The following is a 24,329-nucleotide window of genomic DNA, read 5'->3' on the forward strand; positions in this document are numbered from 1 at the left end:
TGTAGGAATTTCGTACACACGTCTAGGTAGAAGTGATGTTTTAGTAGGAATAAAAAAAGCACGCCAGATGGCATGCTTAGAAAGTAATAGATAACGATTCAAAAGGGGTACCCGGAACGACTGAAGAGTCTATGACGAGAATGCCTTTTTCTTGTGGTGCATTGGGAATTGCTAGCTCTTTTGCAGAACAAATCATCCCAGAAGAGGGAACGCCTCGAAGAACAGCATCTTTGATTTCAAGACCTGATGGCATTGTGGCGCCAACTTTTGCAACGACGACGTGTTGTCCTTGTTCGATATTCGGAGCTCCACATACAATTTGCAATTCTTCATCTCCAACGTCCACTGTTGCAACGCGAAGTTTGTCTGCATCCGGATGAGCTGTTAGTTCTTTCACATGCCCGACAACGAATTTTGGAGTGAAGTCAGCTTTTAATTCAAGTGGCACGTCATTCTGATCTAGAATTTGTTGTAGTTTTGACACCAATTCAGGAGATAGTTCAACAACTCCGTCTCCAGGTAACTTTTCATATGTTGAAAAACAGAATAGATTACACGCTACTGCTTCATTTGTCACTGCATCTGTAACGAGGGTAACGTCGCCAAAGCGTTCAGTTGAAAGTTCATTAGTAGTAGAACCTAATTCAATTAATAAAACGTCACCGATTCCTTTTGTATTGTAATACACGCGCATTTAGTTGTTCTCCTTTTGATTAGCATGCTTTCCGAGAATAAAAATCGGTTCAAGCTCGCTTTCTTCGTATAAAAATGATAATGATGTGATCGGAACAATTCCTACTGTAAAGAAATGCATCGTCATTTGGGCTAAAATATCGTAGCCAGCATCATTTCGAATGTCTCCAATAATCAAAACATCCTGATGAGGAACAGCGAGTGTCATCTCACCTTCGACTTTGTCTTGCATCTCCTTCATCAACCGATCGTTTAAAATGCGACTCGCATCGTAGCCATCATTCGCGTTGAAAAAGTAGTACTTGTTTCCTGCAACTTCATCTACTTTATACGCAGTTGGTAAATTGCGCAATTGGAATAGTGCAGACTCTGTTACTTCTTGTTCAGTCATTTGCAATTTCCCTAGCAGGTCTTGATCGACTAAGCGGTACGTAGACCCTAAATCCAGTGCATAGAAAATACGTGTCTCTGCAGTGTGAGGTCTAGTGATGAACGGTACACCTTGCTTCGACTTTGTTGGGAATGAAGTCGCGCGAATAACAGGATAAATTGTTGGATTCAAGTAGCGTTCTGTTTGCTGCTCTTTTTCCATCGCGTCAAATGTTTCGTGAATCATATAGACGACTTCTTCGATCGCCTTTTCCTTCTTTTGTCCATACTTCGCAATCACTGGACCGAGTGACAATTCAATTGTTCGGTTCACACGTTTATGTGTGAGTTTAAGAATATTGGTTTCACGATTGTAGGAATACGTATAATCCTCTTCGAGTAATGATGTTTTTAACTGTGCAATCAGCTGCAAAGGCTTCATTGAGAGCACTCCCTTCTCAGCTTCAAAATGAAACGGTTCACGCGAGTGAACCGTCTAAAAACTCTTCAATTTGTTGTTGTGTCTTGCGGTCTTTGCTAACAAAACGTTTCGTTTCTAACCCTTGTTCAAAAACGATGAAACTTGGAATGCCATAGACGTCCATCTCTTGGCAGATTTCGATGAATTGATCTCGATCAACTGAGACAAATGTATAGTGTGCATACTTCTCTTCCACTTCTGGCATGAAAGGATCGATAAAGTGACAATCCGGACACCAGCCAGCTGTGAATAAGAATACTGTGTTGCCTTGTTTTAGTTCTTCAAACTGTTCTTTTGACTGTAAATCAATCATTGTGACGCCTCCTCAGTTTGGTATGAATGCACAATCCGCATCATATCTTGTAATTTTGTATCAATCGCTTTGTCATTTGTGACGGTAGAAAGCTTTACGCCGCCGCGGCTAACAATCAATTCAAATTGATCATCTGAATGCGCGACCACAGCTGCGAATCCAAATTGGTCACTCAATTCATTCGTCTCTTCTTCCACAATTTCTTTTGAAGGATCCGATACGAGTAAATCATAATACAGTCTGCTAGTAGCCGGTTCATTCTCATTTATAAATAACACATACGTGTCGTTTGAGTGATTCAATAATATATTTGGTGCCTCTGACCCTGTTTCTACTTGATAGCCTGATGGAATGAATAGGCCGTGTTCGCCAACTTTTTCATTTGGTTGCTCAGGTGTCTCTTCAAGTAATTTAGTTGCGCTTCGCACACCTTCAGCTGCTTGTTCTTCAGGTGATGCACAAGCTGCGAGTACAAGGACGAGAGCCAGTGGGACAAGTAAAAATCGCCATTTACGTTTTATCATTTGATGGCCTCCCTTCTTTTTCCCCGCCCTCTATTGTACCTGTCTAGGCCAAAACAATCAAACAACTGATTTTTGACGCATCCATTGTCCGATCAGCTGCAGCACGATATGTTCAAACATCGCACTTCTATCAATGAGCCCATTTGTGAACACGCCGATAGCCCCTTCATTATGGCGAATATTTTGTTTGTTCGTATAGAGGTCCATTAAAGGTCCAAGTTCCTGTCCCGCACGAATCCCCTCTGCGATTTCTTCCGGAAGAGGTAATCCAGCGCCCATTGCAGTGAACGTCTCTCCATCTCTCGTAACAAGTGCTCCCCAATTACACAAATACAAAGTCCCTTCGATCCACTTGACTCCACCTTCTAGGCCGATGGCAATTTCTGATTCCGTTTCACGCAATGCGTGACGTGCTCGGTTTATCGCGCCTTGTCGTGTTTCCTCATCTGAGATGGGCTGTGCTGCCACATCTGATTCTGCAGGGAATGGTTGAAAATCAAAGATTACTCCAGCTTTTTCACATGCATTTTTCACAGCTTGAATTTTCGCTTTGTTTTGTGTTCCAATAGTGCAAATCATATCAGTTCCTCCTATTAAAGAAAGTGCCCCGAAGGACACTTTAGACGTTGTCTTTGATTGTTTTCAATGTAGTAGCATCTGCTGATTTCACAAGTTTGATGAGCAGTTCTTTCGCTGCCGCGTAATCGTCTGTGTGAATGATCGAAGCTGCCGTATGAATATAGCGCGAGCAGATTCCGATTACTGCACTTGGAACCCCTTCGTTTGCCGTGTGGACACGTCCTGCATCGGTCCCACCTTGTGAAATGAAATACTGGTACGGAATCTTGTTTGTTTCAGCCGTATCCAAAATGAATTCACGCATTCCACGGTGAGTCACCATCGAACGGTCTAAAATACGCAATAATGTTCCTTTTCCAAGTTGACCAAATTCATTTTTGTCGCCAGACGCATCATTCGCTGGACTTGCATCTAGTGCGAAGAACAGATCAGGTTGAATCATCGTTGCAGATGCTTGTGCTCCACGAAGACCAACTTCTTCCATTACGTTTGCTCCAGAGAACAATTGATTCGGCAACGTTTCACCTTTTAGTTCTTTTAACAGTTCAATCGCAAGACCCACACCATAGCGGTTGTCCCACGCTTTTGCCATGATTTTTTTCGGATTTGCCATTGGCGTAAATGGACACACTGGAACGATTTGATCACCTGGACGGATGCCCATCGCTTGAACGTCTGCTTTATCGTCTGCCCCGACATCAATCAACATGTTCTTGATATCCATAGGACGATTGCGTACTTCTTCGCTCAACAAGTGCGGCGGGATTGATCCAATCACACCAGGAATTGTTTTTTCACGTGTCACGATATCTACACGTTGCGCGAGCATGACTTGATTCCACCATCCACCAAGCGGCTGGAAACGAATCATTCCGTTTTCTGTGATGCTAGAAACCATAAATCCTACTTCATCCATGTGTCCGGCAACAAGAATGCGAGGGCTATTTTCAGGTCCCTTCTTGACACCGAAGATGCCACCCAAATTATCTTGAATGATGTCATCCGAATATTTTTCTAGTTCTGATCGTACGAAGTTACGAACTTGGTGCTCATTTCCTGGCGTTCCAGGTAGTTCTGTTAATGTTTTAAACAACTGCAAAGTTTCTTGATTCACTTGTAATGTCCCCCTTAACAAAATCACTCTACTTTCTAGTGTAGTAGAATCTAGTGCAAAATTCCATCTTTTCTTTCGATTTTCGAAATAGCTAATGTTTCGTTTTCTGTTTAAAAACGTATATACTGTGTGTAAGGTATTTTTTGTATAGAGGAGGAATTCGTAAATGAGATTACGTGATTATATGATGGGTCTAGGAACAGGTGTCGTGATTGGGGTCGTCGCTTCACAAGCAGCTAGTCGCTATATTCCAAGTGTGACAGCGGATCAAGTTTTAGAGCAGGTGAAGGAAGCCTTTAAGCAAGAGGGGCCAATTGACGGGTCTTGGGTCTATATGAAAACTGAACCGTTTCATGTTGGCTTTATCGAGACAGAAGTTTTTAAAGGTGGCATTACGCGTATGAAAAACGGGCAGACTGAAAACTACGAGTTTGCAGCGGATGCGCGTACAGGCTCTGTGTTAGAGATTAAAAAGATTTCATAAATGAATGGTGAGTGAAACGAATCGCTGGAGCAGCGGTTCGTTTTTTAATTTGGTGTGTAGTTTGGTTGAGCGGCCGTTCATCGGACGAAGCGGCGATTTGTTCGACACTAAATGGGATTTGTTCTACCCAAATCGATTTTTATTCTACCGAAATCAGATTTGTTCTACCGAAGTCATGTTATGGAAACTATTCGCCAACAAAAAAACCGGCCCCCACTCCAGAGGCCGGATCCAAATTAAGGTGTACGTTTCACAGCGTCGACAATTTCTTTACCGTCCGGTGACCATTTCAACAAACGATAAAACGAGTCATGGTAGAAACTTACCCAGTACCCGTTGTCGAGCACTTCTTTCACTAACTTCTCTTTTGTAAAAACAGACGTCATCGGATAATCATCATACGCTAAAACCCATAACGGACTTTGGTGCGCATGTGTCGGCATCAAATCTGCAAAGTGAATAATTGTCTCGCCGTTTTGTTCCATTTTGATGATACTATGGCCATCACTATGACCACCTGTATGAATCATTGTAAGACCTGGAATGACTTCGTGTGTTTCTGAGAAAGTTTGCACCTGCTGCTCAATTGGCTGCCAGTTCTCTTTCCAGTATGTATTGCGTGAACGAACATTCGGATTGCGCATCTCGTTCCATTCTACTTCCGACACAAAGATTGTGGCATTTGGGAATGTGGAGCTGTATGAACCATCTTGCTCTAAACTTGTCAATCCAGACGCGTGATCAAAGTGCATGTGAGTCATCATAATGTGCGTGATGTCAGCGGGTGTTAAGCCGAGTTCCGCTAATTGTTCGTTGACACGAGATTCGTCCGTAATGCCGTAGTTGCGCTTTTTCTTGTCATCAAACTTCCCCGCATTTAGTCCGGATTCCAACAAGATTTTGTAGTCACCTGTTTGAATGAGTAGTGGATCACACGGAAGTTCGATTTGATTTTGTTCATTGACCGGATATCTTTTTGACCAAAGCGGTTTCGGAACGACGCCAAACATCGCTCCTCCATCCATATTGGTTGTACCACCTTTTAACCATGTAAACGTAAATTCCCCAAATTGATACGTGTCCATTTCTTCACCCCTAGTTGAATTTTGCTTCAAGTCGATAAATCGGCTGCCCCTTTGCAGCAAACTTTTCCTCATACTCTGTTCGTACATTGTCTTCTGGCTCGTTGGCATGCAAATCGAGCGAGACAAATACTAGTTTCATGCCAAAATCGGTCATGCTCATCAAAGAATACTCAAATAAGCCACGATTGTCGGTTTTAAAGTGTACTTCTCCACCTTCAGGTAGCAACTCTTTATAAAGTGTAAGGAAGTTGGCATGCGTTAGACGACGTTTCGCATGACGGGTTTTTGGCCATGGATCCGAGAAGTTCAAATACACTTGACCAATGTCGCCTTTATCAAAATACTCCGTGAGGTCTTTTCCATTTACATTCAATAGACGTAAGTTTGGAAGAGATTCCTGCTCCAGTACTTTTTCAAGAGCAACCACGATAACAGAATCATACAATTCGATTCCGATGTAATTGATGTGCGGGTTTTGACGTGCCATGCCAATGACAAAGGCACCTTTGCCTGTTCCAACTTCGACATGAACGGGGTTTGTGTTCCCGAACTCTTCATGCCATTTTCCTTTTCGTGATTCCGGGTCCGCAATAACGACTTCCGGATGGGCTTTAATATAGTCTTCAGCCCATGGTTTATGACGTAAACGCATAGTTGTTCACCTTTCTATTTCACGGGCATTGCCCAAGTTTGTGGCTTCAATGAAACCTCTGCCCATTCATGAGGCAGCAATTCACCGCAGAATTCTCCGTCGGTATGCCCAATTGTTGCATGTGCGAAGCGAAAGCGAAAGCTAGTGCCGGAAAAACTTTGGACTGCTTTCAACTTTGTGTGCCAGCCTATAAAGACCGTACCAAATAAAACAAGTAATTTCCACCTTGAAATGTTTGATACGACGGTTGCTTCCAGAATTTCATCCACCGGATTCGATTGAGGAGAAATTTTCATTCCACCTCCAAAATACGATTGATTGCATACGACAACAAACCAAACATCCGGTATTTGATGCGGCCGCCCGTCAATTTCAAGGTGTAAAGAGGACGGCTTATACGTGAGAAGCTCCTTCACGACGACTCCGTAATACGCTACTTTCCCAACACCATAGCGGTTGAATCTTTTTTTCCAGATCGAACGATTGGCTGCATAGACGACCTTTGCGTCAAATCCATATCCCGCATTGTTCACAAAAATTGCACGATTGAGTGGCGTTGATAATTGACCGATACGCATCTGAACGGAAGTTGTGGATTGCATTAGTAAGTCAATCTCTTCAGCGGACTTAATGGTTGTGAATGTCCGACCAAAATCATTGCCACTGCCTGCAGAGAGAGCCACGACTTCTACATGGGTGCTTCCCGCACATCCCTCAATCACTTCGTGAACCGTTCCGTCTCCTCCAATCGCAACAAGTAGGGTTGGCTGAGCATCTTGACTGATTTTCTGCGCAAATTCGACTGCATGTCGATGGTATTCGGAAAAGAAAACTTCATACGGTTTCGCCAGTTGCTTTTCTACTTGATACCATTTCTTTAATGCTTGACCATTGCCAGCCGCTGGATTTACAACTACAACGAGCCGCTTCATTGAAACAACTCCAGTTGCAGTGGAAAACTTGCAATCTGTTCATAACTGGGGCGCATACCTTTGTTGACACGGAACAGACAGAACTCGGCTACCTCCCAGCTTACTTGTGCTTGGCCTGTAAACCGAATGTCCTCTATTTGTCGTGTACGTTTTGCAAGCGTGACATGGGGAACATAAGGTGATTTTCTATCTGCCCCGAATCGTGACGTGACGGCCCACAGTTTTTGTTCAAGCTCATCTAGTGCTTGATTTCCTTCAACCGCTGTATAGACGACACGAGGAATTTTGCCCTCTCCAAACCCAGCAATCTCCGTGGTACTCATCGAAAACGGTTTACTCTTCAATTCTGAGAGTAGCTGTTGAAGCTGTTGGAGCTGATCTGAAGACAGCTCTCCGATAAAAGACAAAGTGCAATGTAAATCAGTTGCATGCGTAACACGGCGGTAATAGTGCTCGAGTTCAAGTGTTTGTTGCAGATTTATAAAATAGGCATGGTATTTAGAAGGGACCGGGATCCCGACAAAATAATGCGCATTAGACATGAAGTTGTTGTGGCAGTTTTGCTTCGAATGCTTGCTGTAGCTTTCGAGTCCATTCCCCTGGCTTGCCATCTCCAATTACGGTTTCATCGATTTTCACGACTGGCATGACCTCGATTCCAGTCGACGATACAATAAATTCATCCATATGAAGTGCTTGTTCCTTAGTAAAGGCTTCTTCTACGACAGGAAGACCGATTTCTGCGCAACAATCCAAAATAACTTGACGCGTGATTCCATTCAAAATCAAGTTGTTTACAGGGTGTGTATAAAGAACTCCATTTTTAATGCCGTATGCGTTCGACGACGAACCTTCTGTAATGACTTCTCCGCGATGCTGCACCGCTTCGAAACAGCCTTTTTGTACGGCTTCTTGTTTTGCCATGACATTTCCAAGCAGATTTAAAGATTTTATGTCACAACGTAACCAGCGAACATCTTCGACTAAACAAACAGTAACTCCCGTTTCAAGTTCGTTGACAGGTCGTGCTGATTCGCGTGTGTAGCCTGTCACAACAGCTTCCACTGCAGGATTCGGGAATGCATGGTTCCGCGGCGAATGACCGCGAGTTACTTGTAAGTACACAATCCCTGTTCCTAATTCATTTTCTTCGATTAATTGATGAATCAAGTGATGCAGCACATCTTTTGTGTACGGGATTGCCATACCGATTTTATCGGCACTCGCATACAATCGGTCGATATGTTCTGTTGCAGTGAATACGTCTCCGTTGTATACCTTTACAACTTCATAAATGCCGTCTCCAAACTGATAGCCGCGGTCTTCGATGCTGATATGTACAGCGTCTCGTGCAACAAGTTGATCATTCCAAAGTACTTTTTCCATGAGTTAGTCCTTCTTTCCCGCGAGTTCAGCAAGTGCATCTGCATAGATTGCTGTCGCTTTTAGTAGATTTTTAATGTCGACAAATTCATCGGCTTGGTGGGCAACGTCTGCTTCTCCTGGGAACACCATACCAAATGCAACTCCCTTTTTAAGCACACGCGCATAGGTTCCGCCACCAATTGCGAGAAGTTCTGCTTTTTCACCAGTTTGTCTTTCGTATACAGTAGATAACGTCTGAATCAGCTCATCGGATGCATCTACATAATGCGGACCTGAGTTTGAACTGACACGCACGTCGACTTTGTTCTGTTTGAAATAGTCCGTAATTTTCTCAACGAGTTCTTCAAACGGTGCGCTGACGGAGTAGCGCATGCTCACTTTGATTGTGAACCCTTCTTCACGCACAAAGTGAAGGACACCCGCATTGTAGGTTGTTTCACCTGACATTTCGTCAGAAAAATACCCATCAAATGTTTTTCCACGGGAATCGCTTCCGAATGCATCCACCAAAGTCTTCACGAATTTCGCACCTTGCCCGCCTATATTTAACGTAACAAGAAATTCTGCAAGTTTGACTGCAGCATTGATCCCGTTATCCGGCTCCATCGCATGCGAGGATTTTCCGCTGACTATAAGTGAAGTTTTCCCGTTCACGTTTTGCGCTTTTCCCTTTAGGTTATTTGCAAGTAAAAATTTCTGGAAAGAGGCCTCGAGTTCGCTAAGTGGCAACTCGAGAAGCGCATTCGCTTCATCTGGCACCATGTTCGTACGTTCTCCTGACTGGAAAAATACTAGTGAAGAAGCCTCGTTTGTTGACGACTGAGACAATTCAATCCCTGCGATTCCTTTTTCCGCATTGATAATTGGAAAATCAGCGTCAGGCGCAAATCCTAGTGTTGGCATCTCTTCAGTTTCAAAATAACGCCGCACACAGCGGAATCCACTCTCTTCATCCGTTCCGATGATTAGACGAACGCGTCGCTCTAGTGGAATACCTGAATCTTTTACAAGTTTCATTGCCATCCAAGCAGCCATAGTCGGTCCTTTGTCGTCGATCGTGCCGCGCCCAATCATTTTTGAGCCGACGATTCGTCCTTCAAATGGTGGCACACTCCACCCATCCCCCGCTGGAACAACATCTACGTGACCGAGAACACCAATCAGTTCATCCCCTTGTCCCATCTCGATATGTCCTGCGACGTTTGCAACATTCTTCGTCGTCATTCCCTGCTCTGCTCCAAGATGCAGAAGGTATTCGAGTGCTTCGAGAGGTTTGGGTCCAAACGGGGCGTCTTCTGTAGCAGCAGATTCATCCAACACACTTTCTATAGAAATTAACTGCTGGAGTTCTTTCAATAGCTCGTCTTTTCGTGCTGTGGCTAGTTCAAACCAATTCATGGTAGTCCTCCTCAAGATGAATAATGCTTCTATTTTACACCGAAATAGCATTAAGGTTTTGTAAAATCAGCAAATTTTCTAGAAAATTGTTGCAAAAGCGCTTATAATGAAATTGTCAGATAGTTTTAGAATAGAACATAAAGGGGATGTCTAAAGTAACTAGTTAACCGTTTTACCAATCGTCCGCTAGTCGAGTCAAGGATACGATAAGAAGGAGTGGTTACGAATGAAACCAACTACTGATCGGATGCTCAATCGAATTAAAGATATGTATATGTTCATCCGTGAGAACGGAACAGTAACAACACAAGATTTAGTCGAAGAATTTGGCATCACTCCTCGCACGATTCAACGAGATTTGAACGTGCTAGCATTTAATGACCTAGTCATCAGCCCTGTTAGAGGGAAATGGACAACGACGAACAAACGCGTTAAAATCTCATCGTAGACAACCCACAACTTAGAACGAAGAGAGGCCCCAATCGGAGCCTCTCTTTTATGTTTACTGTAAGTTTTTGAATTCTTCTTCTGTGAGTTCCCGGTAGTCACCTTCAGAAAGTGTCTCATCTAAACGAAGATTAGCCATTTCAAGACGTTTTAAGTAGACGACTTTTTTCTCTACCGCTTCAAACATCCGCTTGACCTGATGAAACTTTCCTTCTGTGATGATGAGTTCAATCTTCGAAACCGAATCACTTTCGAGTATAATCAGTTCTCCAGGCTTCGTAATGTATCCTTCTCCGATTTCCACACCACGCGCAAACGCTGCAACATCTGCTTCCGTCACAACACCCTCCACATGAGCATAGTACTTTTTCGGCACTTTCTTTTTAGGAGAAAGCAAACGATGTGTTAGATCGCCGTCATTCGTTAGCAGCAAGAGTCCGACAGTATCTTTGTCTAGACGACCGACTGGGTGAAGATCGTAATGGCGAACAGCCGCATCCAATAAATCGAGCACCGTTTTGACTCGGTGGTCTTCTGTTGCAGAAATGACTCCCGGTGGTTTATTCATCATTAAATATATATACGGCTTAAATAGTACTTGTTCATCATAGACACGGATATCCGCTTTGTCTGGATCAATGGATAAACCACTGTCCTTTACAAGAACTCCGTTCACAGTGACAGCTCGTGCTTTCACAAGCTGTTTGACTTCTTTTCGCGTTCCAATGCCCATGTTCCCTAAAAACTTATCGAGTCGCATCATGAAATTCCCAACTTTCTAGTGAAACGAGTTAAACGCTCTCCAAAGAGCTTTTGAGCAAGACCGAGTTTCAAGCTAACAAACCCGTAAAATGCTGCTCCTACCCCAGCAGCTCCTGCAATAATGACAATAGATTGCAGTTTGGAATCTGGATTTAAGAAAAGCTCTAACAGTTCCTTCGTGAAGAACGCTAGTACAAGCATGACTGCAGTAAGTCCCACAATCAGTACTAAGCGTCTGAAAAGCATCTTAGTCTCGTATGCAAGGAAGTAACGGATCACCAGGAAATTCAATGTGATGGCTGTCAAGTAGCCAACAGATGTTGCGAGTATTGCTCCATTTGTCTCAAAGAGTTTAATAAACGGTACGTTCAGCAGCATTTTCACGAGTATGCCAATCATCAAGTTCAATATGATGAGTTTTTGCTGATCGATTCCTTGGAGAATAGCAGTAGTTACCGGGTATAAAGCGAACAAGATTGCAACCGGTGCATAAGCGGCTAAGATGCTCGCACCTGTTTCGCTTGCTTCGTAAAACACCGTATAAAATTCATACGACAATAGAGAAATACCCAATGCCGCAGGAAGCGTTAAGAACACAAGAATTTGGAATGTTTGATTCAGTGAACGCGTCAATCCTGCGATGTCTTGTTTAGCATAATATGTCGTAATCAAGGGAATCAGTGTCATCGCGAATCCCATCGCAAGCATGACCGGAATCATCACAAGCTTGTGGCTCGAGAAGTTGAGCATCCCTAGCAACGTATTGGCTGTTCCTTTCGCGACACCGATCGCTTCCATTGACGACACGAACGTAATCATATCGATAAATTGGAAAAGCGGATTAATGACCCCAACAAGGGCGAACGGAACCGTGTAAATCAGCATTTCTTTGTAAATCGTTTTTAAAGATCTTGTTGATTCTGTTGTCCCCGTGTAATTCATCATTTCATCGAACTCAGGTCGTAGCTTCTTCCAGTACCAAAACAGAACGCCCATACTCGCAAGTGCACCGATAAATGCAGCGAATACAGCAAATGAAACTGCCGTCTTCTCAGTACCACCAATTAGTTTTACAACGACAAATGCTCCTACAAGTAGTACAGCAATACGAACAATTTGTTCAATCAATTGCGATACTGCAGTTGGTGTCATATGTTGATAACCTTGGAAAAAGCCACGTATTAAACTCATCGCCGGAACGACTAGCACGGCGAAGCTGACGTATTTAATTACAGTCGCCACATCATTGACGTTGAATGGTAGATTTTCATCGACATCTCCTGATGCTTGTTGATTCATCACTATTTCTGCGAGTGGTTGCGCCATAAAAAACAAAACGAGAAATCCGACAAACCCAGTTCCAAGCATGATCAATCCACTAGATTTTACAAGTTTTCGTCCGGTCGCGTAATCGCCCATTGCATTATATTTCGAAACAAACTTACTGACTGCTACCGGAACACCGGAAACCGCAATGGCTAGCATAATCGTATAAGGAACATATGCGTATTGATAAAGCACCACATACTCTTCCCCGATCAGTTGATAAAACGGAATTACATAAAGTACGCCAAGAATTCGTGATAAAACGAGCCCGAGCGTTAATATCATAGTACCTTTCAGCAAATTTCCTGCCATCATCATCTTCCCATCTGCAAAATGTCTATCTTTCAGTTTACAACTCCTCACACAAAAGCTCAATGCTGTATACTAAAAAGAAAAAAAGGATTGTGACCAATTCATGTTTGATGTAATCGTAATCGGCGGCGGGCCGTCTGGACTTATGGCGGCGTGCGCTGCAGGTGCCGAAAAGAAAAAAGTTTTACTCATCGAAAAAGGTACAAAGCTCGGAAAAAAATTAGCCATTTCTGGTGGCGGACGTTGTAACGTAACAAATCGGCTGCCTCAAGAAGAAATCGTAAAGCACATCCCAGGAAATGGTCGTTTCTTGTACAGTCCATTCTCCGTATTTAATAACGAAGACATCATTGCGTTTTTTGAAGCGTTGGATGTTCCTTTAAAAGAAGAAGATCACGGGCGCATGTTCCCGGTTTCGAACAAAGCCATGGATGTTGTCAATGCTTTGATTGACGAAATGAAACGCTGGCATGTAGACGTCCGTCTACAAACAAAAGTTGCGAAGCTATTAATGGACGATGAAAAAGTACTTGGCGTTCGCCTCGAAGACGGTACAGAAATTCGCGCGCATGCCGTTGTAGTTGCCGTTGGTGGAAAAGCAGTTCCGCAAACAGGCTCAACGGGAGATGGCTACCCGTGGGCAGAAAAAGCTGGCCACACGGTAACGGAACTTTTCCCGACAGAAGTACCCGTTTTATCTTCTGAAGCATTTATTCGCACAAAAGAATTGCAAGGCCTTGCTCTTCGCGATGTTGCCGTGAGCGTGCACAACGCTAAAGGCAAAACACTAGTAACGCATCAGATGGATATGCTATTCACGCACTTTGGCGTCAGCGGTCCCGCTATCTTGCGTTGCAGTCAATTTGTTGTAAAAGAACGTAAGAAAAATGGTGGAAAACCCGTCGAACTGCGCATCGATTCATTGCCGGAAATGAACGGTGAAGAAACGTTCCAACATGTGTACGGCATTTTAAAAGACGAACCAAAAAAAGCAGTGAAGAATTCATTGAAAGGCCTTGTCCCGGAAAGATGGCTGTTATTTTTGCTGAAGCGTGCGGAAATCAGTGAGGACTTGCGTGGTGAAGAGTTGTCAGCTGAACGCGTACGTACTTTCTCTACATTGTTGAAGTCGTTTTCGATGCTAGTCGATGGTACGCAGCCACTTGAAAAAGCTTATGTGACGGGTGGCGGTGTTTCAATTAAAGAAATCGAGCCAAAGACGATGGCGTCGAAGAAAAAGCACGGGCTTTATTTCTGCGGGGAAATTTTGGATATCCACGGCTACACGGGTGGTTATAATATCACAGCGGCCCTTGTTACAGGCAGAGTTGCGGGGATGAGTGCGGCGTCACTTTAGATGTGGAGCCGACTGTTCAGAAATTGTGCAAGATGACAGCGGAGCGCGTGAAGCGCTCTTTGCTTCATGGGATGCGTTGGCATCTTGCGGGATTTCTAGGAGGCGCAACTCGATTACTCTAGATGTGTAGCAGACTCCAAGGCGTTGAGTTAAGGAAAATTAATAAAGAGAATCCATGAAAAATCGGTCACTCGAAAACTGAGCGACCGTTCTTCTACCGAAAGTGAAATTTATTCTACCCAAAGTGGGATTTAATCTACCCAAATCGAATTTATTCTACCGAAGTCGTTTTATGGAAACTAATTCAATAACCAGACCCTAATTTCCTAAGATCTTTCCTAGCAAGGGCTTGTGTCGCTGAGGTTTTGAAAATAAGTGACAGGCACCAAATGGGAACTGTTGGAAATAAAAATGGTGTTATATAGGGATTCGTCGCAATTAAAGAGAGAAATCGGTGCCTGTCACCCATCAAAAAAAGGAAATAAAATTCCAAATATAGAATATTATGATATTATTATGTTAAGTGAAGTACTAATTCAACATATTTAAAATTTTGGAGGCTGATATGAGTAAATCTAAATTTTGGATACTTATGTTTTCTGGTATACTGACTGGTTTCATCTTATCAGGTATTTTAAGATGGATAGATAAAGGAATTTCATTGGAAAATATCTTTCAGGCTCTTCTGGGTGATCCTAGTTTCATCTCGGTTACGATATTAATAGTTGCCACATTACTATTTTGCTACGTAATAATTGCTGGGTCTTACAAAAATAGTGTAAAAGTTCGTAGATGAGAAGGTACATAAATAACAGTTAATAATTCAAATAAAGAACTCCATTAACTTGGAAGTTCTTTTTTTGCGATTAAAGTTGGTATCAAATCCCGGAAGCCAGGTTGTCATTTCCCGGGCCATCTGAGTTTTCCTGAGACCCGGCAACGAAGATGAAAGTGCTCTTCTTTCAGCTTACGTGGGGAGGCTCAGGGAAACTCACCCAGGAAATGGCAACCTGGCTGTAGGGATTTCCACTTTTAATGAACTCAATCAAAAGCCCCCTCCACCAAAATAGATGAAGGGGGTTGATCTATTATCCAACGACAATATTGACCATCTTGCCAGGGATTGCAATCACTTTGCGGATTTCCTTGCCGTCTGTCCACTCTTTTACTACTTCGTTTTCAAACGCAATTTTCTCCATCTCTTCACGAGAAGCATCTTTCGCCACAACGACTTTCGCACGAAGTTTTCCGTTCACTTGAACCGGAATTTCGATTTCGTTATCGACCAATTTGCTCTCGTCATACGTTGGCCATTCTGCATATGTGATGGACTCTGTGTGACCTAAGTGCTGCCACAACTCTTCCGCTACGTGCGGTGCAATTGGGGACAACATCTTCACAAAACCTTCTGCATAATGCGTTGGCACAACATCGGCTTTGTAACATTCGTTAATGAACACCATCAATTGCGAAATGGCTGTATTGAAACGAATGCCTTCGTAGTCTTCTGTCACTTTTTTCACTGTTTGATGGTAGACCTTCTCAAGTGTTGTGTCCGATGACTCTTGAACTTTTGCAGCAAGCGTCCCTTCTTCTGTCATCATCAAACGCCAGATGCGGTCTAGGAAACGACGAGAGCCGTCTAATCCGTTTGTTGACCATGTAACAGCTGCTTCAAGTGGTCCCATGAACATTTCATACATACGTAATGTGTCGGCACCATGTGAAAGAACGATATCGTCCGGATTTACAACATTGCCTTTTGATTTTGACATCTTCTCGTTACCTTCCCCAAGAATCATTCCTTGGTTAAATAACTTCTGGAATGGCTCTTTTGTGTGGACGACGCCTACATCGTACAACACTTTGTGCCAAAAACGCGCGTATAGCAAGTGAAGAACAGCGTGCTCGACTCCACCGATATAAATATCTACAGGCAGCCAACGTTTCAATAGCTCTGGATCTGCGATTGCATCCGAATTGTCTGGATCGATGTAGCGGATATAGTACCAGCAGCTACCTGCCCATTGTGGCATGGTGTTAGTTTCACGACGACCTTTCATTCCGGTTTCAGGATGTACCACGTTCACCCATTCTTCAATGTTCGCAAGTGGTGACTCGCCAGTGCCGCTTGGTTTGATGTCTGTCGTTTTTGGAAGTTCTAGAGGAAGCTCATCTTCCGGAACTGTCGTCATTGTGCCATCTTCCCAGTGAATGATTGGAATCGGCTCACCCCAGTAACGTTGACGGCTGAATAGCCAGTCGCGCAAGCGGTACGTGATTTTCTTTTCGCCGACACCTTTGTCCGCTAACCAGTCAATCATTTTTGCGATAGCATCTTCTTTTCCTAAACCATCAAGGAATTCCGAGTTCACATGCTCGCCGTCCCCAACGTATGCTTCTTTTGTAATGTCTCCTCCAGCCACGACTTCCTTGATTGGTAAGTTGAATTCAGTAGCGAACTCATAATCACGCTCGTCGTGTGCCGGAACCGCCATGATAGCACCTGTTCCGTAAGTAGCAAGTACATAGTCTGCAATCCAAATCGGCATTTTTTCACCAGATACAGGATTAACGGCATAAGCACCTGTGAATACGCCTGTCTTTTCTTTCGCAAGATCCGTACGTTCTAAATCACTCTTTAACTTCACTTTATCTAAGTAAGCTTCCACCGCTTCTTTTTGATAAGCTGTTGTGATGTCCGACACTAAAGCATGTTCAGGAGCAAGCACGGCATACGTTGCACCAAACAAAGTATCTGGACGCGTCGTAAACGCACGGAAGCTCTTATCTGTTCCATCGATTGCAAACGTGATTTCAGCACCTTCAGATTTGCCAATCCAGTTGCGCTGCATATCTTTAATGCTTTCCGGCCAGTCCAGTTCTTCTAAATCATCCAGTAAACGCTCTGCATATTCAGTGATACGTAACACCCATTGACGCATCGGACGTCGCTCGACTGGGTGGCCGCCGCGCTCTGAAACGCCGTCGACAATTTCTTCGTTAGCAAGAACAGTACCAAGAGCTGGACACCAGTTCACAGCCACTTCATCCACATACGCCAAGCCTTTGTTATACAGCTGAATAAAAATCCACTGCGTCCACTTGTAGTAGTTCGGATCCGTCGTATTAACTTCACGGTCCCAATCATAGGAGAAGCCAAGATCTTTCATCTGACGCTTGAACGTCGCTACGTTTTGCGCAGTGAATTCAGCCGGGTCGTTTCCTGTATCTAGTGCGTATTGCTCTGCAGGAAGACCAAACGCGTCCCACCCCATTGGATGTAATACGTTGTACCCTTGCATACGCTTCATACGGCTCAAAATATCTGTAGCCGTGTATCCTTCTGGGTGTCCTACGTGTAGGCCAGCTCCTGATGGATATGGGAACATGTCTAGTGCGTAAAACTTTTGCTTTGAGTTGTCGTTCTCTGTGCGGAATGTTATGTTGTCATCCCAAAATTGTTGCCACTTCTTCTCGATTTCCTGATGCGGAAAACTCATTGTAGTTCCTCCTTGTTGGTGGCGCATTTTAGACAATAAAAAAACTCGCCCCTTAAAAAAGGGACGAGAGAAATTTAGTCTCACGCGGTACCACCCAAATTAGCAGAATTCTGCTCAACTTGATTCCTTAACGCGGAATACGAAACAGACTACTAAATGTTCGCCTGTTTGACTCAAAGGGGAGTTCAGAATCGGATTTCACTGGTTTGCACCACCCACCAGCTCTCTAAAGAAATCTACAGTTCCTACTGATCCTTATCACAGTCTGTTATTGATTGTAATTGTACCGGAAGACGCGCCGTTGTTCAAGTGCTTTATTGAACTGTGTAGCCGCCGTCTAATACGACTGCCTGACCTGTCATCCCTTTTGCTTGCTCGCTCGAGATAAACATCGCAAGGTCTGCAATTTCTTTTACGTCTAGTAGACGCTTTTGAGGAACTAATGGATAGATGACTTCTTCAAGTACACTTTCAAGTGGCACGTTGCGTGTTGTCGCTAAGTCTTGCATCTGATTGCGCACGAGTGGTGTATCCACATAACCTGGGCAAATCGCATTGACTGTGATGCCGTCTGCTGCCGTTTCAAGTGCAGCCACTTTTGTTAATCCAATCACGCCGTGTTTCGCTGAGTTGTATGCAGCTTTCCCTGCAAACCCGACAAGACCATTGATAGACGCCATATTAATAATGCGGCCGAAACCTTGTTTACGCATATGCGGAAGTGCGTGTTTCGTTGCGACAAACGGTGCTGTCAGCATGATTTTAATTAGAAGTTCAAAACGCTCTGTCGGAAAATCTTCAAGCATTGCCACGTGTTGCATCCCAGCATTGTTAATTAAGATATCTAGTCGACCAAATGTTGCAACTGTCTGATCAATCGAAGCTTTCAATTCCTCTTCGTTTGTCACGTCACATTTAATACCAAGGCTGTCGCCACCAAGCGCTGCAGCGGATTCTTTTACTTTTTCTTCGTTAATGTCTGTAAGCACAACTTTGGCTCCATTTTTGAAAAACTCTTCTGCAATTTCAAAACCGATCCCTTGAGCTGCTCCTGTAATTAATACAACTTTATCTTGTACCATCGATGTCCCTCCTGTTGCTATTCTGAATAGAAAAAGCCGCACGAGGCGGCTTAATCACTTTACTGTTAAATACCAAAGCCTAATGAGAATAGAGCAATCGCAATAATTACACCGATCACTGGAATTGCTACAGTTACTGCCGCCATTGGCCAGTAGGCTGCACTATGCTTCTCGCCACAAATCGATTGAATTGTCGTAACAACATACCCATTGTGCGGAAGTGAATCCAGTGCACCTGATGAAATCGCAACTACACGGTGAAGTGCTTCCGCGTTCACACCAGCATCTAAATAGCCCGGTGCAATTAGTGGTAAAGCGATTTGTTGACCACCCGAAGCAGAGCCCGTCATACCCGCAATAACAGAGACAGCAACTGCTGCTCCTATAAGCGGAGAACCTGGAATGCTCGTCATTGCATTGACTGCAATTGAAAAGGCTTCTGTTTCTTTTGCCACTCCACCGAAACCTACTACTGCTGCCGTGTTCCCGATTGCAATAATTGCTCCAAGAGTCCCTTGTGAGACAGCTTCCCATGGATTTTTAAAGTATCTCCAGCTAACAATGAATGTTGCCAAAATACCAGACAACAAGGCAATGATTAAAGCCGACTGCTGCAGTGAATCATGGAAGATGAATGCAATGATCAATACGACAACGAGAGGTACAAAAGAAAGGAATGGGTTTGGTAATGGTCGTGTCGTGTCAAACGTTGGATCATTTGGACGTGCCTCAAACACTTCTCCTTTGTTTACTGCTTTCACAATTAGCTTTTTTAACCACATATAACCAAATACAGCCATGAAGATGGCGACAATGATACTAACTTCCCACCCTGCATAGGCATTCGTGCCAAGGAAAGGAATCGGAATCCAGTTTTGAATTTCTGGTGAACCTGCTGATGTCATCGTGAACGTCACAGAACCAAGACCTAATGTTGCCGGAATAAAGCGTCTTGGTAAGTTCGCTTGTTTGAATAGTGAAATTGCCATTGGATAGACGGCAAATGCAACTACAAATAAAGAAACTCCACCGTACGTCAAGATAGCACAGGCGATAACAATAGCTAATACTGCATATTTCAAACCTAGTTTGTCAGTTACAAACTTTGCAACAGCATCCGCTGCTCCGCTATCTTCCATCACTTTCCCGAAAATCGCACCAAGTAAGAACATCAAATACCAAGACATGATGAAACCTGTGAACCCAGTCATGTAACTCGTTACAAAGTTTGGTACGCCTTCAGCCGCAAGTTGCGGAAATAGTGGCATCCCTGATAATACAGCAACAAAAATTGCGGAAATTGGCCCAACGACGATGATATTAACACCTTTCATCGTCAAAAAGATTAATAGAAAGAGTCCTCCTAGCAGACCGATCATACTAAAAATTGTTTCCATTTTATTTCCCCCATCTAGTCATGGGGTCGTATTAGAACGAAACGTTCTCCTTCACGTTATCCACATTCAGGTCCGCTTCTGTTGCTTCTACGACGCCCTGAATTGTATGTCCTTCAAATACTTCTTTGAGGACGAGTCCATGTTCTGTCACTTCAATGACAGCACGGTCTGTGATAATTAAATTCACAACACCTTTACCTGTCAAAGGAAGCGTACATTCTTTTTTAATCTTCGGAGATCCGTCCTTTGCCACGTGATCCATGATGACAATAATTTTCTTTGCGCCGTGCACCAAGTCCATCGCGCCACCCATACCTTTGATCATCTTTCCTGGAATCATCCAGTTGGCAAGGTCACCCTTTTCAGATACTTCCATACCACCAAGGATGGCAACGTCAATGTGGCCTCCACGGATCATGGCAAAAGACTCTGCGCTTGTGAAGAATGCAGAACCTGGAATAGTTGTCACAGTTTCTTTCCCTGCGTTGATTAAGTCTGGATCAACTTGGTCTTTTGTAGGGTAGGGCCCTATTCCAAGTAGACCGTTTTCAGATTGTAAGACAACCGTTTTGTTCGGTGCAATAAAGTTTGCAACAAGTGTCGGAATCCCAATACCGAGATTCACATAGTTGCCATCTTCAATTTCCATCTCTGCACGTTTTGCAATAAATTCGCGTGTTGATAAAGTCATGAAAATCCCTCCTCTAATTAGTCTCGTGTCGTTAAACGTTCAATCCGCTTTTCTTGCTTCGCTTGGAATAGACCTTGCACATATACGCTCGGTGTATGGATCATCGCTGGATCTAGAGTACCTGTCTCCACGATTTCTTCCACTTCAGCGATCGTCACTTTACCAGCTGCCGCCATCATTGGATTGAAGTTTTGAGCTGTTTTATTGTAGATGAGGTTTCCGAATTTATCTGCTGTTGATGCACGTACGAGTGCGAAATCCGCAACAAGTGCTTCTTCTAAGACATATTCTTTGCCGTCAAATTCACGGACTTCTTTGCCATCAGCAACAACAGTGCCGACTCCGGCTGGTGTGAAGAATGCAGGAATCCCTGCCCCACCTGCACGACATTTTTCAGCGAGCGTCCCTTGTGGCGTTAATTCAACTTCGATTTCGCCAGACAGAACTTGGCGTTCAAATTCTTTGTTCTCTCCAACATACGAACCGATCATTTTTTTGATTTGCTTATTTTTTAGTAATAAACCTAATCCCCAGTCGTCGACTCCACAGTTATTGGAGATGACTGTTAAATCTTTAACACCTTTGTTTACAAGAGCGATGATCAGTTGCTCCGGTATACCGACAAGACCAAAGCCACCTACCATAAGTGTTGCTCCGTCCTGAATTTGGCTTACTGCTTCTTCTGCAGAAGAATAGATTGGCTTCATAGGAAACTTCCTCCTCGAGTTGTGTGTAAAAAAGCGCTTTCATAAGTATTAAAACAGAAGGACCGAGACATCGCAATAGACTGTGACGAAACTGTGACAATCTCAACTTCGAAACTTGTCCGATTTTCCGTACACATTCATTCAAAAACAGGTATGGGCACTGTATAAAAGCTATTTAAAAAATCCGGAAAATAAGACACTTTGTCTTAAAATCCGGATTTTAGGTCATAAGTTATATTTTTTTAATTTTTCATACAATGTCGATCTACTGATGCCAAGTGCCTTGGCCGCCTCTGTTTTGTCTGGAAATGCGGCAAGAGCATTTTCGAGCACTTGGACTTCCGTTTGCGCTAAAATATCTTCCAGCTTTCCCGATGTTGCATGATTTGTTTTTGAGGATTGGAACACATGCATGGGAATAGAAGCCGTCGTGAGTCGATTCCCTTCTGTCATATAGACCATCGCACGCAAAGTGTTGTATAGTTCACGTACATTTCCTGGCCATTGATACTCCACTAAATGACGCAACGTTTTCGGATCGACTTTCAAACCTCTTCTTCCCTCTTGTTGTTCGATTCGGTGGATGAAATATCTCGTTAGAAGTGAAAAATCTTCCATACGCTCTCGTAATGGTGGAATCTTTAGATACACTGATTGAATCCGGTAATACAAATCTTCACGGAAGCTCCCTGTAGATACGAGTTCTGCAAGATTTCGATTCGATGAGAACAGAAGACGCACGTCGGTTGTCGACTGTTCATTTTCAGTCAAAAATCGTAACAGTTTCGCTTGGACCGGTATTGCTAACGCATGAACTTCTTCTAGCACAAGCGTTCCACTGGCAGCTTGATACACCTTACCTTCCTGTAGATCAAACAGCTCCTTTTCTGCAAGCTCTTGAGGAATCACCGCACAATTTAATTTGAGCAACGGTTTATCGGAACGGTCGGATAGCTTGTGAATGCTTTCTGCAAACATTTCTTTTCCAGTGCCGGTTTCCCCTTCGATGACCACTGGAAGTTTCGTTGGCGCAATCATGCGGATTGCCTCTTTCACTTTTCGAATGCCCGGTGATTCACCAATAATGTCTTCAAGATCCGTCAAGTGATCTGCAGTACCACTAAACCGTTGATCGATTCGTTCCATTGTCGTCTTAACATGGGCGCTCAGTCGTTTCCAGTCCGTCATATCTCGAAATATTACACTTCCGAAGGCGCCGACGATTTCTCCCTCTACAACTAGAGGTACTCGGTTTGCGAGCATATAGGTCCCTTTAATGTAATGAGGCGCGGCAATGTCTGCCTCTCCCTTTTCCATTACTTTGTGCATCTCCGTATTTTCAATGACATCTGCGACATGTTGCCCAATGGCGTCTTTACGCTTGACCTCAAGAAAATGACAGTACTCTTCATTGATGTATAAAATCTTTGCCTCCCGGTCGACTACCACGAACCATTGAAATGCATTTTCGAGAATTTGATCCAATACTTCTGTTGATAATAACCCGATCCAGTCTTTCATTGTTCCGTCTCCTTTCGAAGGGGGCTGTCATATAAAACAGCGGGTATGATCGCTGCTGCCATGAAAACAGTAATGAATAGTAGCATCACACTCATTCCTTGGAGGTCTGCAATGACTCCTCCTATGACAGGCCCAATCATGCGGCCTACCGTAGCCGTACTGTTGACGATGCCTTGATAAAACCCAATTTTCCCGGGTGGTGCTAGTTGATTCGCAATCGTTGGAACCGCCGGCCAGACGAACATTTCTCCGAGCGTCAATATCACCATGGATACGACAAACATTGTAAACTGTTCGGCGAAAGCTACGACAATAAAGGAAATGAGCATAATAATGAGACCGACAACCATCTGCAATTTGATGCGGTGTTCGAGTCGCTTCACAACGGGTGCAATGAGTGGTTGTGCAAGCACAATAAGCGCACCGTTAATCGTCCACAACAAACTGTACTGCTTTAACGTGATTCCAATCTGCTGAGTATATGTTGAAATTGTAGATTGCCACTGTACATAGCCAACCCATGCGAGTAAATACGCACCAGAGATCAGCAGCAATGCATAAAATGGGGCTTTCCGGTCAATCTTGCTCCGTTCTTGCAAGACGTTCGTATTGACAGCCGCTTTCGTGTCATATTCGCGGTAGGCAACAAGTGCGAGCAAGAAGAATAGTACATACATCCACATGTTCGCTGTAAACAAATAATCGAACGAGTAACTCGCAATAATTCCTGCTGCAGCTGGTCCTAGGGCCACTCCCACGTTCGCTGCCAAATAAATGGCGTTGAACCCGCGCCGTCCACCTTCTGGCCAAGCGGTTCCGACAAGTGCGTACATACTCGGGAAGACAATTCCCCCGCCAAGCCCAATTAAAATCATAAAGTATACATAATGGGGCCATCCGTGCCAAAAATTCAACCCAATAAGGGCCACGAGTGTGATTGTAATACCGAACATGATGGATTTATACCCACCTAGCCGGTCAAACATCCAACCTCCAAGCAGATTTCCAATGATCCCAGCACCGGCGTTTGCCATTAACACAAGTCCGGCGATGGATAACGATTTTCCTAAGTAGTCATTCATATAAATAGTATTTAAAGGCCACAGCAATGAGTTCCCTGTGACATTGATCAACATTCCAATTACTAAAAGCCAAACACGCTTTGGCATGATTCGTCATCTCCATTCACTCCACCCATTTTAGACCTTTTTTCA

Annotated in this window: 24 protein-coding genes and 1 other annotated feature; of the genes, 3 read left to right on the plus strand and 21 right to left on the minus strand. The window is 43.8% G+C overall.

What is annotated here, in order from left to right:
* Nucleotides 1-76: 76 nt before the first annotated feature.
* From ytpR to JOD03_RS08880, 6 genes are read right to left on the minus strand one after another with little or no spacing between them, the layout of a single operon-like run.
* Nucleotides 77-694, minus strand: coding sequence for a YtpR family tRNA-binding protein (gene ytpR, locus JOD03_RS08855; RefSeq protein ID WP_204590489.1), 618 nt, complete (start codon nt 692-694; stop codon nt 77-79).
* On the minus strand, nt 695-1,504 hold the full coding sequence (locus tag JOD03_RS08860; RefSeq protein WP_204590490.1) for a DUF1444 family protein: 810 nt from the start codon (nt 1,502-1,504) through the stop codon (nt 695-697).
* Nucleotides 1,505-1,541: 37 nt separating this feature from the next.
* Nucleotides 1,542-1,856 carry a thioredoxin family protein gene (locus JOD03_RS08865; protein WP_204590491.1) on the minus strand — a complete coding sequence of 105 codons (315 nt, stop codon included), beginning with the start codon at nt 1,854-1,856 and terminating at the stop codon, nt 1,542-1,544.
* Nucleotides 1,853-2,380 carry a hypothetical protein gene (locus JOD03_RS08870; protein WP_204590492.1) on the minus strand — a complete coding sequence of 176 codons (528 nt, stop codon included), beginning with the start codon at nt 2,378-2,380 and terminating at the stop codon, nt 1,853-1,855. The genes JOD03_RS08865 and JOD03_RS08870 overlap by 4 nt, the downstream gene beginning before the upstream one ends.
* Before the next feature lie 57 nt (nt 2,381-2,437).
* Nucleotides 2,438-2,959 (minus strand): DUF84 family protein, encoded by a 522-nt coding sequence (locus JOD03_RS08875; protein ID WP_204590493.1) that lies wholly within the window; start codon nt 2,957-2,959, stop codon nt 2,438-2,440.
* A 40-nt stretch (nt 2,960-2,999) separates the two neighbouring features.
* Entirely contained in the window at nt 3,000-4,073 is a 1,074-nt protein-coding gene (locus JOD03_RS08880) for a M42 family metallopeptidase (protein ID WP_204590494.1), read from the minus strand.
* A 166-nt stretch (nt 4,074-4,239) separates the two neighbouring features.
* Here JOD03_RS08880 and JOD03_RS08885 point away from each other — a divergent pair, with 166 nt between their 5' ends.
* Entirely contained in the window at nt 4,240-4,557 is a 318-nt protein-coding gene (locus JOD03_RS08885) for a PepSY domain-containing protein (protein ID WP_204590495.1), read from the plus strand.
* 236 nt (nt 4,558-4,793) lie between these two features.
* On the opposite strand, the gene JOD03_RS08890 is transcribed toward JOD03_RS08885, so the two are convergent.
* Genes JOD03_RS08890 through pepV form a run of 6 tightly spaced genes read right to left on the minus strand, consistent with a single transcriptional unit; the run spans nt 4,794 to nt 10,010 of the window.
* On the minus strand, nt 4,794-5,642 hold the full coding sequence (locus JOD03_RS08890; RefSeq protein WP_204590496.1) for a YtnP family quorum-quenching lactonase: 849 nt from the start codon (nt 5,640-5,642) through the stop codon (nt 4,794-4,796).
* A 10-nt stretch (nt 5,643-5,652) separates the two neighbouring features.
* Nucleotides 5,653-6,294 carry a tRNA (guanosine(46)-N7)-methyltransferase TrmB gene (trmB, locus tag JOD03_RS08895; protein ID WP_204590497.1) on the minus strand — a complete coding sequence of 214 codons (642 nt, stop codon included), beginning with the start codon at nt 6,292-6,294 and terminating at the stop codon, nt 5,653-5,655.
* Between the two features lie 14 nt (nt 6,295-6,308).
* A complete protein-coding gene (locus JOD03_RS08900) occupies nt 6,309-7,226 on the minus strand; it encodes a diacylglycerol/lipid kinase family protein (RefSeq protein WP_204590498.1) in 918 nt (305 codons plus the stop codon).
* Nucleotides 7,223-7,768, minus strand: a complete 546-nt coding sequence (gene thpR, locus JOD03_RS08905) for an RNA 2',3'-cyclic phosphodiesterase (RefSeq protein ID WP_204590499.1) — start codon at nt 7,766-7,768, stop codon at nt 7,223-7,225. The genes JOD03_RS08900 and thpR overlap by 4 nt, the downstream gene beginning before the upstream one ends.
* Complete coding sequence (dat, locus tag JOD03_RS08910; RefSeq protein WP_204590500.1) at nt 7,761-8,612, minus strand: D-amino-acid transaminase; 852 nt, start codon at nt 8,610-8,612, stop codon at nt 7,761-7,763. Before dat ends, thpR begins: the two co-directional genes overlap by 8 nt.
* A 3-nt stretch (nt 8,613-8,615) precedes the next feature.
* A complete protein-coding gene (pepV, locus tag JOD03_RS08915; protein ID WP_204590501.1) occupies nt 8,616-10,010 on the minus strand; it encodes a dipeptidase PepV in 1,395 nt (464 codons plus the stop codon).
* Nucleotides 10,011-10,236: 226 nt separating this feature from the next.
* Between pepV and JOD03_RS08920 the strand changes: the two genes are divergently transcribed.
* Nucleotides 10,237-10,458 carry a DeoR family transcriptional regulator gene (locus tag JOD03_RS08920; protein WP_204590502.1) on the plus strand — a complete coding sequence of 74 codons (222 nt, stop codon included), beginning with the start codon at nt 10,237-10,239 and terminating at the stop codon, nt 10,456-10,458.
* 54 nt (nt 10,459-10,512) lie between these two features.
* Here JOD03_RS08920 and JOD03_RS08925 read toward each other — a convergent pair whose 3' ends face one another.
* Nucleotides 10,513-11,217: a pseudouridine synthase gene (locus JOD03_RS08925; RefSeq protein ID WP_204590529.1), complete on the minus strand. Its 705-nt coding sequence runs from the start codon at nt 11,215-11,217 to the stop codon at nt 10,513-10,515.
* Nucleotides 11,217-12,857 carry a putative polysaccharide biosynthesis protein gene (locus JOD03_RS08930; protein WP_204590503.1) on the minus strand — a complete coding sequence of 547 codons (1,641 nt, stop codon included), beginning with the start codon at nt 12,855-12,857 and terminating at the stop codon, nt 11,217-11,219. The genes JOD03_RS08925 and JOD03_RS08930 overlap by 1 nt, the downstream gene beginning before the upstream one ends.
* A 103-nt stretch (nt 12,858-12,960) precedes the next feature.
* Here JOD03_RS08930 and JOD03_RS08935 point away from each other — a divergent pair, with 103 nt between their 5' ends.
* Complete coding sequence (locus tag JOD03_RS08935) at nt 12,961-14,214, plus strand: BaiN/RdsA family NAD(P)/FAD-dependent oxidoreductase (RefSeq protein ID WP_204590504.1); 1,254 nt, start codon at nt 12,961-12,963, stop codon at nt 14,212-14,214.
* 1,088 nt (nt 14,215-15,302) lie between these two features.
* On the opposite strand, the gene leuS is transcribed toward JOD03_RS08935, so the two are convergent.
* The 7 genes from leuS to JOD03_RS08970 form a co-directional block, all read right to left on the minus strand.
* Nucleotides 15,303-17,717 carry a leucine--tRNA ligase gene (gene leuS / locus JOD03_RS08940; protein ID WP_204590505.1) on the minus strand — a complete coding sequence of 805 codons (2,415 nt, stop codon included), beginning with the start codon at nt 17,715-17,717 and terminating at the stop codon, nt 15,303-15,305.
* A gap of 56 nt (nt 17,718-17,773) precedes the next feature.
* Nucleotides 17,774-17,988 (minus strand) — a binding site (T-box leader).
* A 43-nt stretch (nt 17,989-18,031) separates the two neighbouring features.
* The gene (locus tag JOD03_RS08945) at nt 18,032-18,799 is read right to left on the minus strand and encodes a 3-hydroxybutyrate dehydrogenase (protein WP_204590506.1); all 768 of its coding nucleotides are present in this window, start codon (nt 18,797-18,799) and stop codon (nt 18,032-18,034) included.
* A gap of 65 nt (nt 18,800-18,864) precedes the next feature.
* Nucleotides 18,865-20,187 carry a GntP family permease gene (locus tag JOD03_RS08950; protein WP_204590530.1) on the minus strand — a complete coding sequence of 441 codons (1,323 nt, stop codon included), beginning with the start codon at nt 20,185-20,187 and terminating at the stop codon, nt 18,865-18,867.
* A gap of 40 nt (nt 20,188-20,227) precedes the next feature.
* Nucleotides 20,228-20,887, minus strand: a complete 660-nt coding sequence (locus JOD03_RS08955; protein WP_204590507.1) for a 3-oxoacid CoA-transferase subunit B — start codon at nt 20,885-20,887, stop codon at nt 20,228-20,230.
* Nucleotides 20,888-20,904: 17 nt separating this feature from the next.
* The gene (locus JOD03_RS08960; RefSeq protein ID WP_204590508.1) at nt 20,905-21,594 is read right to left on the minus strand and encodes a CoA transferase subunit A; all 690 of its coding nucleotides are present in this window, start codon (nt 21,592-21,594) and stop codon (nt 20,905-20,907) included.
* A 225-nt stretch (nt 21,595-21,819) separates the two neighbouring features.
* Nucleotides 21,820-23,115: a sigma-54 interaction domain-containing protein gene (locus tag JOD03_RS08965; RefSeq protein WP_204590509.1), complete on the minus strand. Its 1,296-nt coding sequence runs from the start codon at nt 23,113-23,115 to the stop codon at nt 21,820-21,822.
* Nucleotides 23,112-24,284, minus strand: a complete 1,173-nt coding sequence (locus tag JOD03_RS08970) for an MDR family MFS transporter (protein ID WP_204590510.1) — start codon at nt 24,282-24,284, stop codon at nt 23,112-23,114. Before JOD03_RS08970 ends, JOD03_RS08965 begins: the two co-directional genes overlap by 4 nt.
* Nucleotides 24,285-24,329 lie beyond the last annotated feature (45 nt).

It is taken from the genome of Chryseomicrobium aureum (assembly GCF_016909155.1).
Taxonomy (GTDB): domain Bacteria; phylum Bacillota; class Bacilli; order Bacillales_A; family Planococcaceae; genus Chryseomicrobium; species Chryseomicrobium aureum.

Excerpts from the sequence above, each read along its gene's own strand:
- ytpR (WP_204590489.1), bottom strand. The coding sequence starts at position 694 with ATGCGCGTGTATTACAATACAAAAGGAATCGGTGACGTTTTATTAATT.
- JOD03_RS08860 (WP_204590490.1), bottom strand. The coding sequence starts at position 1,504 with ATGAAGCCTTTGCAGCTGATTGCACAGTTAAAAACATCATTACTCGAA.
- JOD03_RS08865 (WP_204590491.1), bottom strand. The coding sequence starts at position 1,856 with ATGATTGATTTACAGTCAAAAGAACAGTTTGAAGAACTAAAACAAGGC.
- JOD03_RS08870 (WP_204590492.1), bottom strand. The coding sequence starts at position 2,380 with ATGATAAAACGTAAATGGCGATTTTTACTTGTCCCACTGGCTCTCGTC.
- JOD03_RS08875 (WP_204590493.1), bottom strand. The coding sequence starts at position 2,959 with ATGATTTGCACTATTGGAACACAAAACAAAGCGAAAATTCAAGCTGTG.
- JOD03_RS08885 (WP_204590495.1), top strand. The coding sequence starts at position 4,240 with ATGAGATTACGTGATTATATGATGGGTCTAGGAACAGGTGTCGTGATT.
- JOD03_RS08890 (WP_204590496.1), bottom strand. The coding sequence starts at position 5,642 with ATGGACACGTATCAATTTGGGGAATTTACGTTTACATGGTTAAAAGGT.
- trmB (WP_204590497.1), bottom strand. The coding sequence starts at position 6,294 with ATGCGTTTACGTCATAAACCATGGGCTGAAGACTATATTAAAGCCCAT.
- JOD03_RS08900 (WP_204590498.1), bottom strand. The coding sequence starts at position 7,226 with ATGAAGCGGCTCGTTGTAGTTGTAAATCCAGCGGCTGGCAATGGTCAA.
- thpR (WP_204590499.1), bottom strand. The coding sequence starts at position 7,768 with ATGTCTAATGCGCATTATTTTGTCGGGATCCCGGTCCCTTCTAAATAC.
- dat (WP_204590500.1), bottom strand. The coding sequence starts at position 8,612 with ATGGAAAAAGTACTTTGGAATGATCAACTTGTTGCACGAGACGCTGTA.
- pepV (WP_204590501.1), bottom strand. The coding sequence starts at position 10,010 with ATGAATTGGTTTGAACTAGCCACAGCACGAAAAGACGAGCTATTGAAA.
- JOD03_RS08920 (WP_204590502.1), top strand. The coding sequence starts at position 10,237 with ATGAAACCAACTACTGATCGGATGCTCAATCGAATTAAAGATATGTAT.
- JOD03_RS08925 (WP_204590529.1), bottom strand. The coding sequence starts at position 11,217 with ATGCGACTCGATAAGTTTTTAGGGAACATGGGCATTGGAACGCGAAAA.
- JOD03_RS08930 (WP_204590503.1), bottom strand. The coding sequence starts at position 12,857 with ATGGCAGGAAATTTGCTGAAAGGTACTATGATATTAACGCTCGGGCTC.
- JOD03_RS08935 (WP_204590504.1), top strand. The coding sequence starts at position 12,961 with ATGTTTGATGTAATCGTAATCGGCGGCGGGCCGTCTGGACTTATGGCG.
- leuS (WP_204590505.1), bottom strand. The coding sequence starts at position 17,717 with ATGAGTTTTCCGCATCAGGAAATCGAGAAGAAGTGGCAACAATTTTGG.
- JOD03_RS08945 (WP_204590506.1), bottom strand. The coding sequence starts at position 18,799 with ATGGTACAAGATAAAGTTGTATTAATTACAGGAGCAGCTCAAGGGATC.
- JOD03_RS08955 (WP_204590507.1), bottom strand. The coding sequence starts at position 20,887 with ATGACTTTATCAACACGCGAATTTATTGCAAAACGTGCAGAGATGGAA.
- JOD03_RS08960 (WP_204590508.1), bottom strand. The coding sequence starts at position 21,594 with ATGAAGCCAATCTATTCTTCTGCAGAAGAAGCAGTAAGCCAAATTCAG.
- JOD03_RS08965 (WP_204590509.1), bottom strand. The coding sequence starts at position 23,115 with ATGAAAGACTGGATCGGGTTATTATCAACAGAAGTATTGGATCAAATT.
- JOD03_RS08970 (WP_204590510.1), bottom strand. The coding sequence starts at position 24,284 with ATGCCAAAGCGTGTTTGGCTTTTAGTAATTGGAATGTTGATCAATGTC.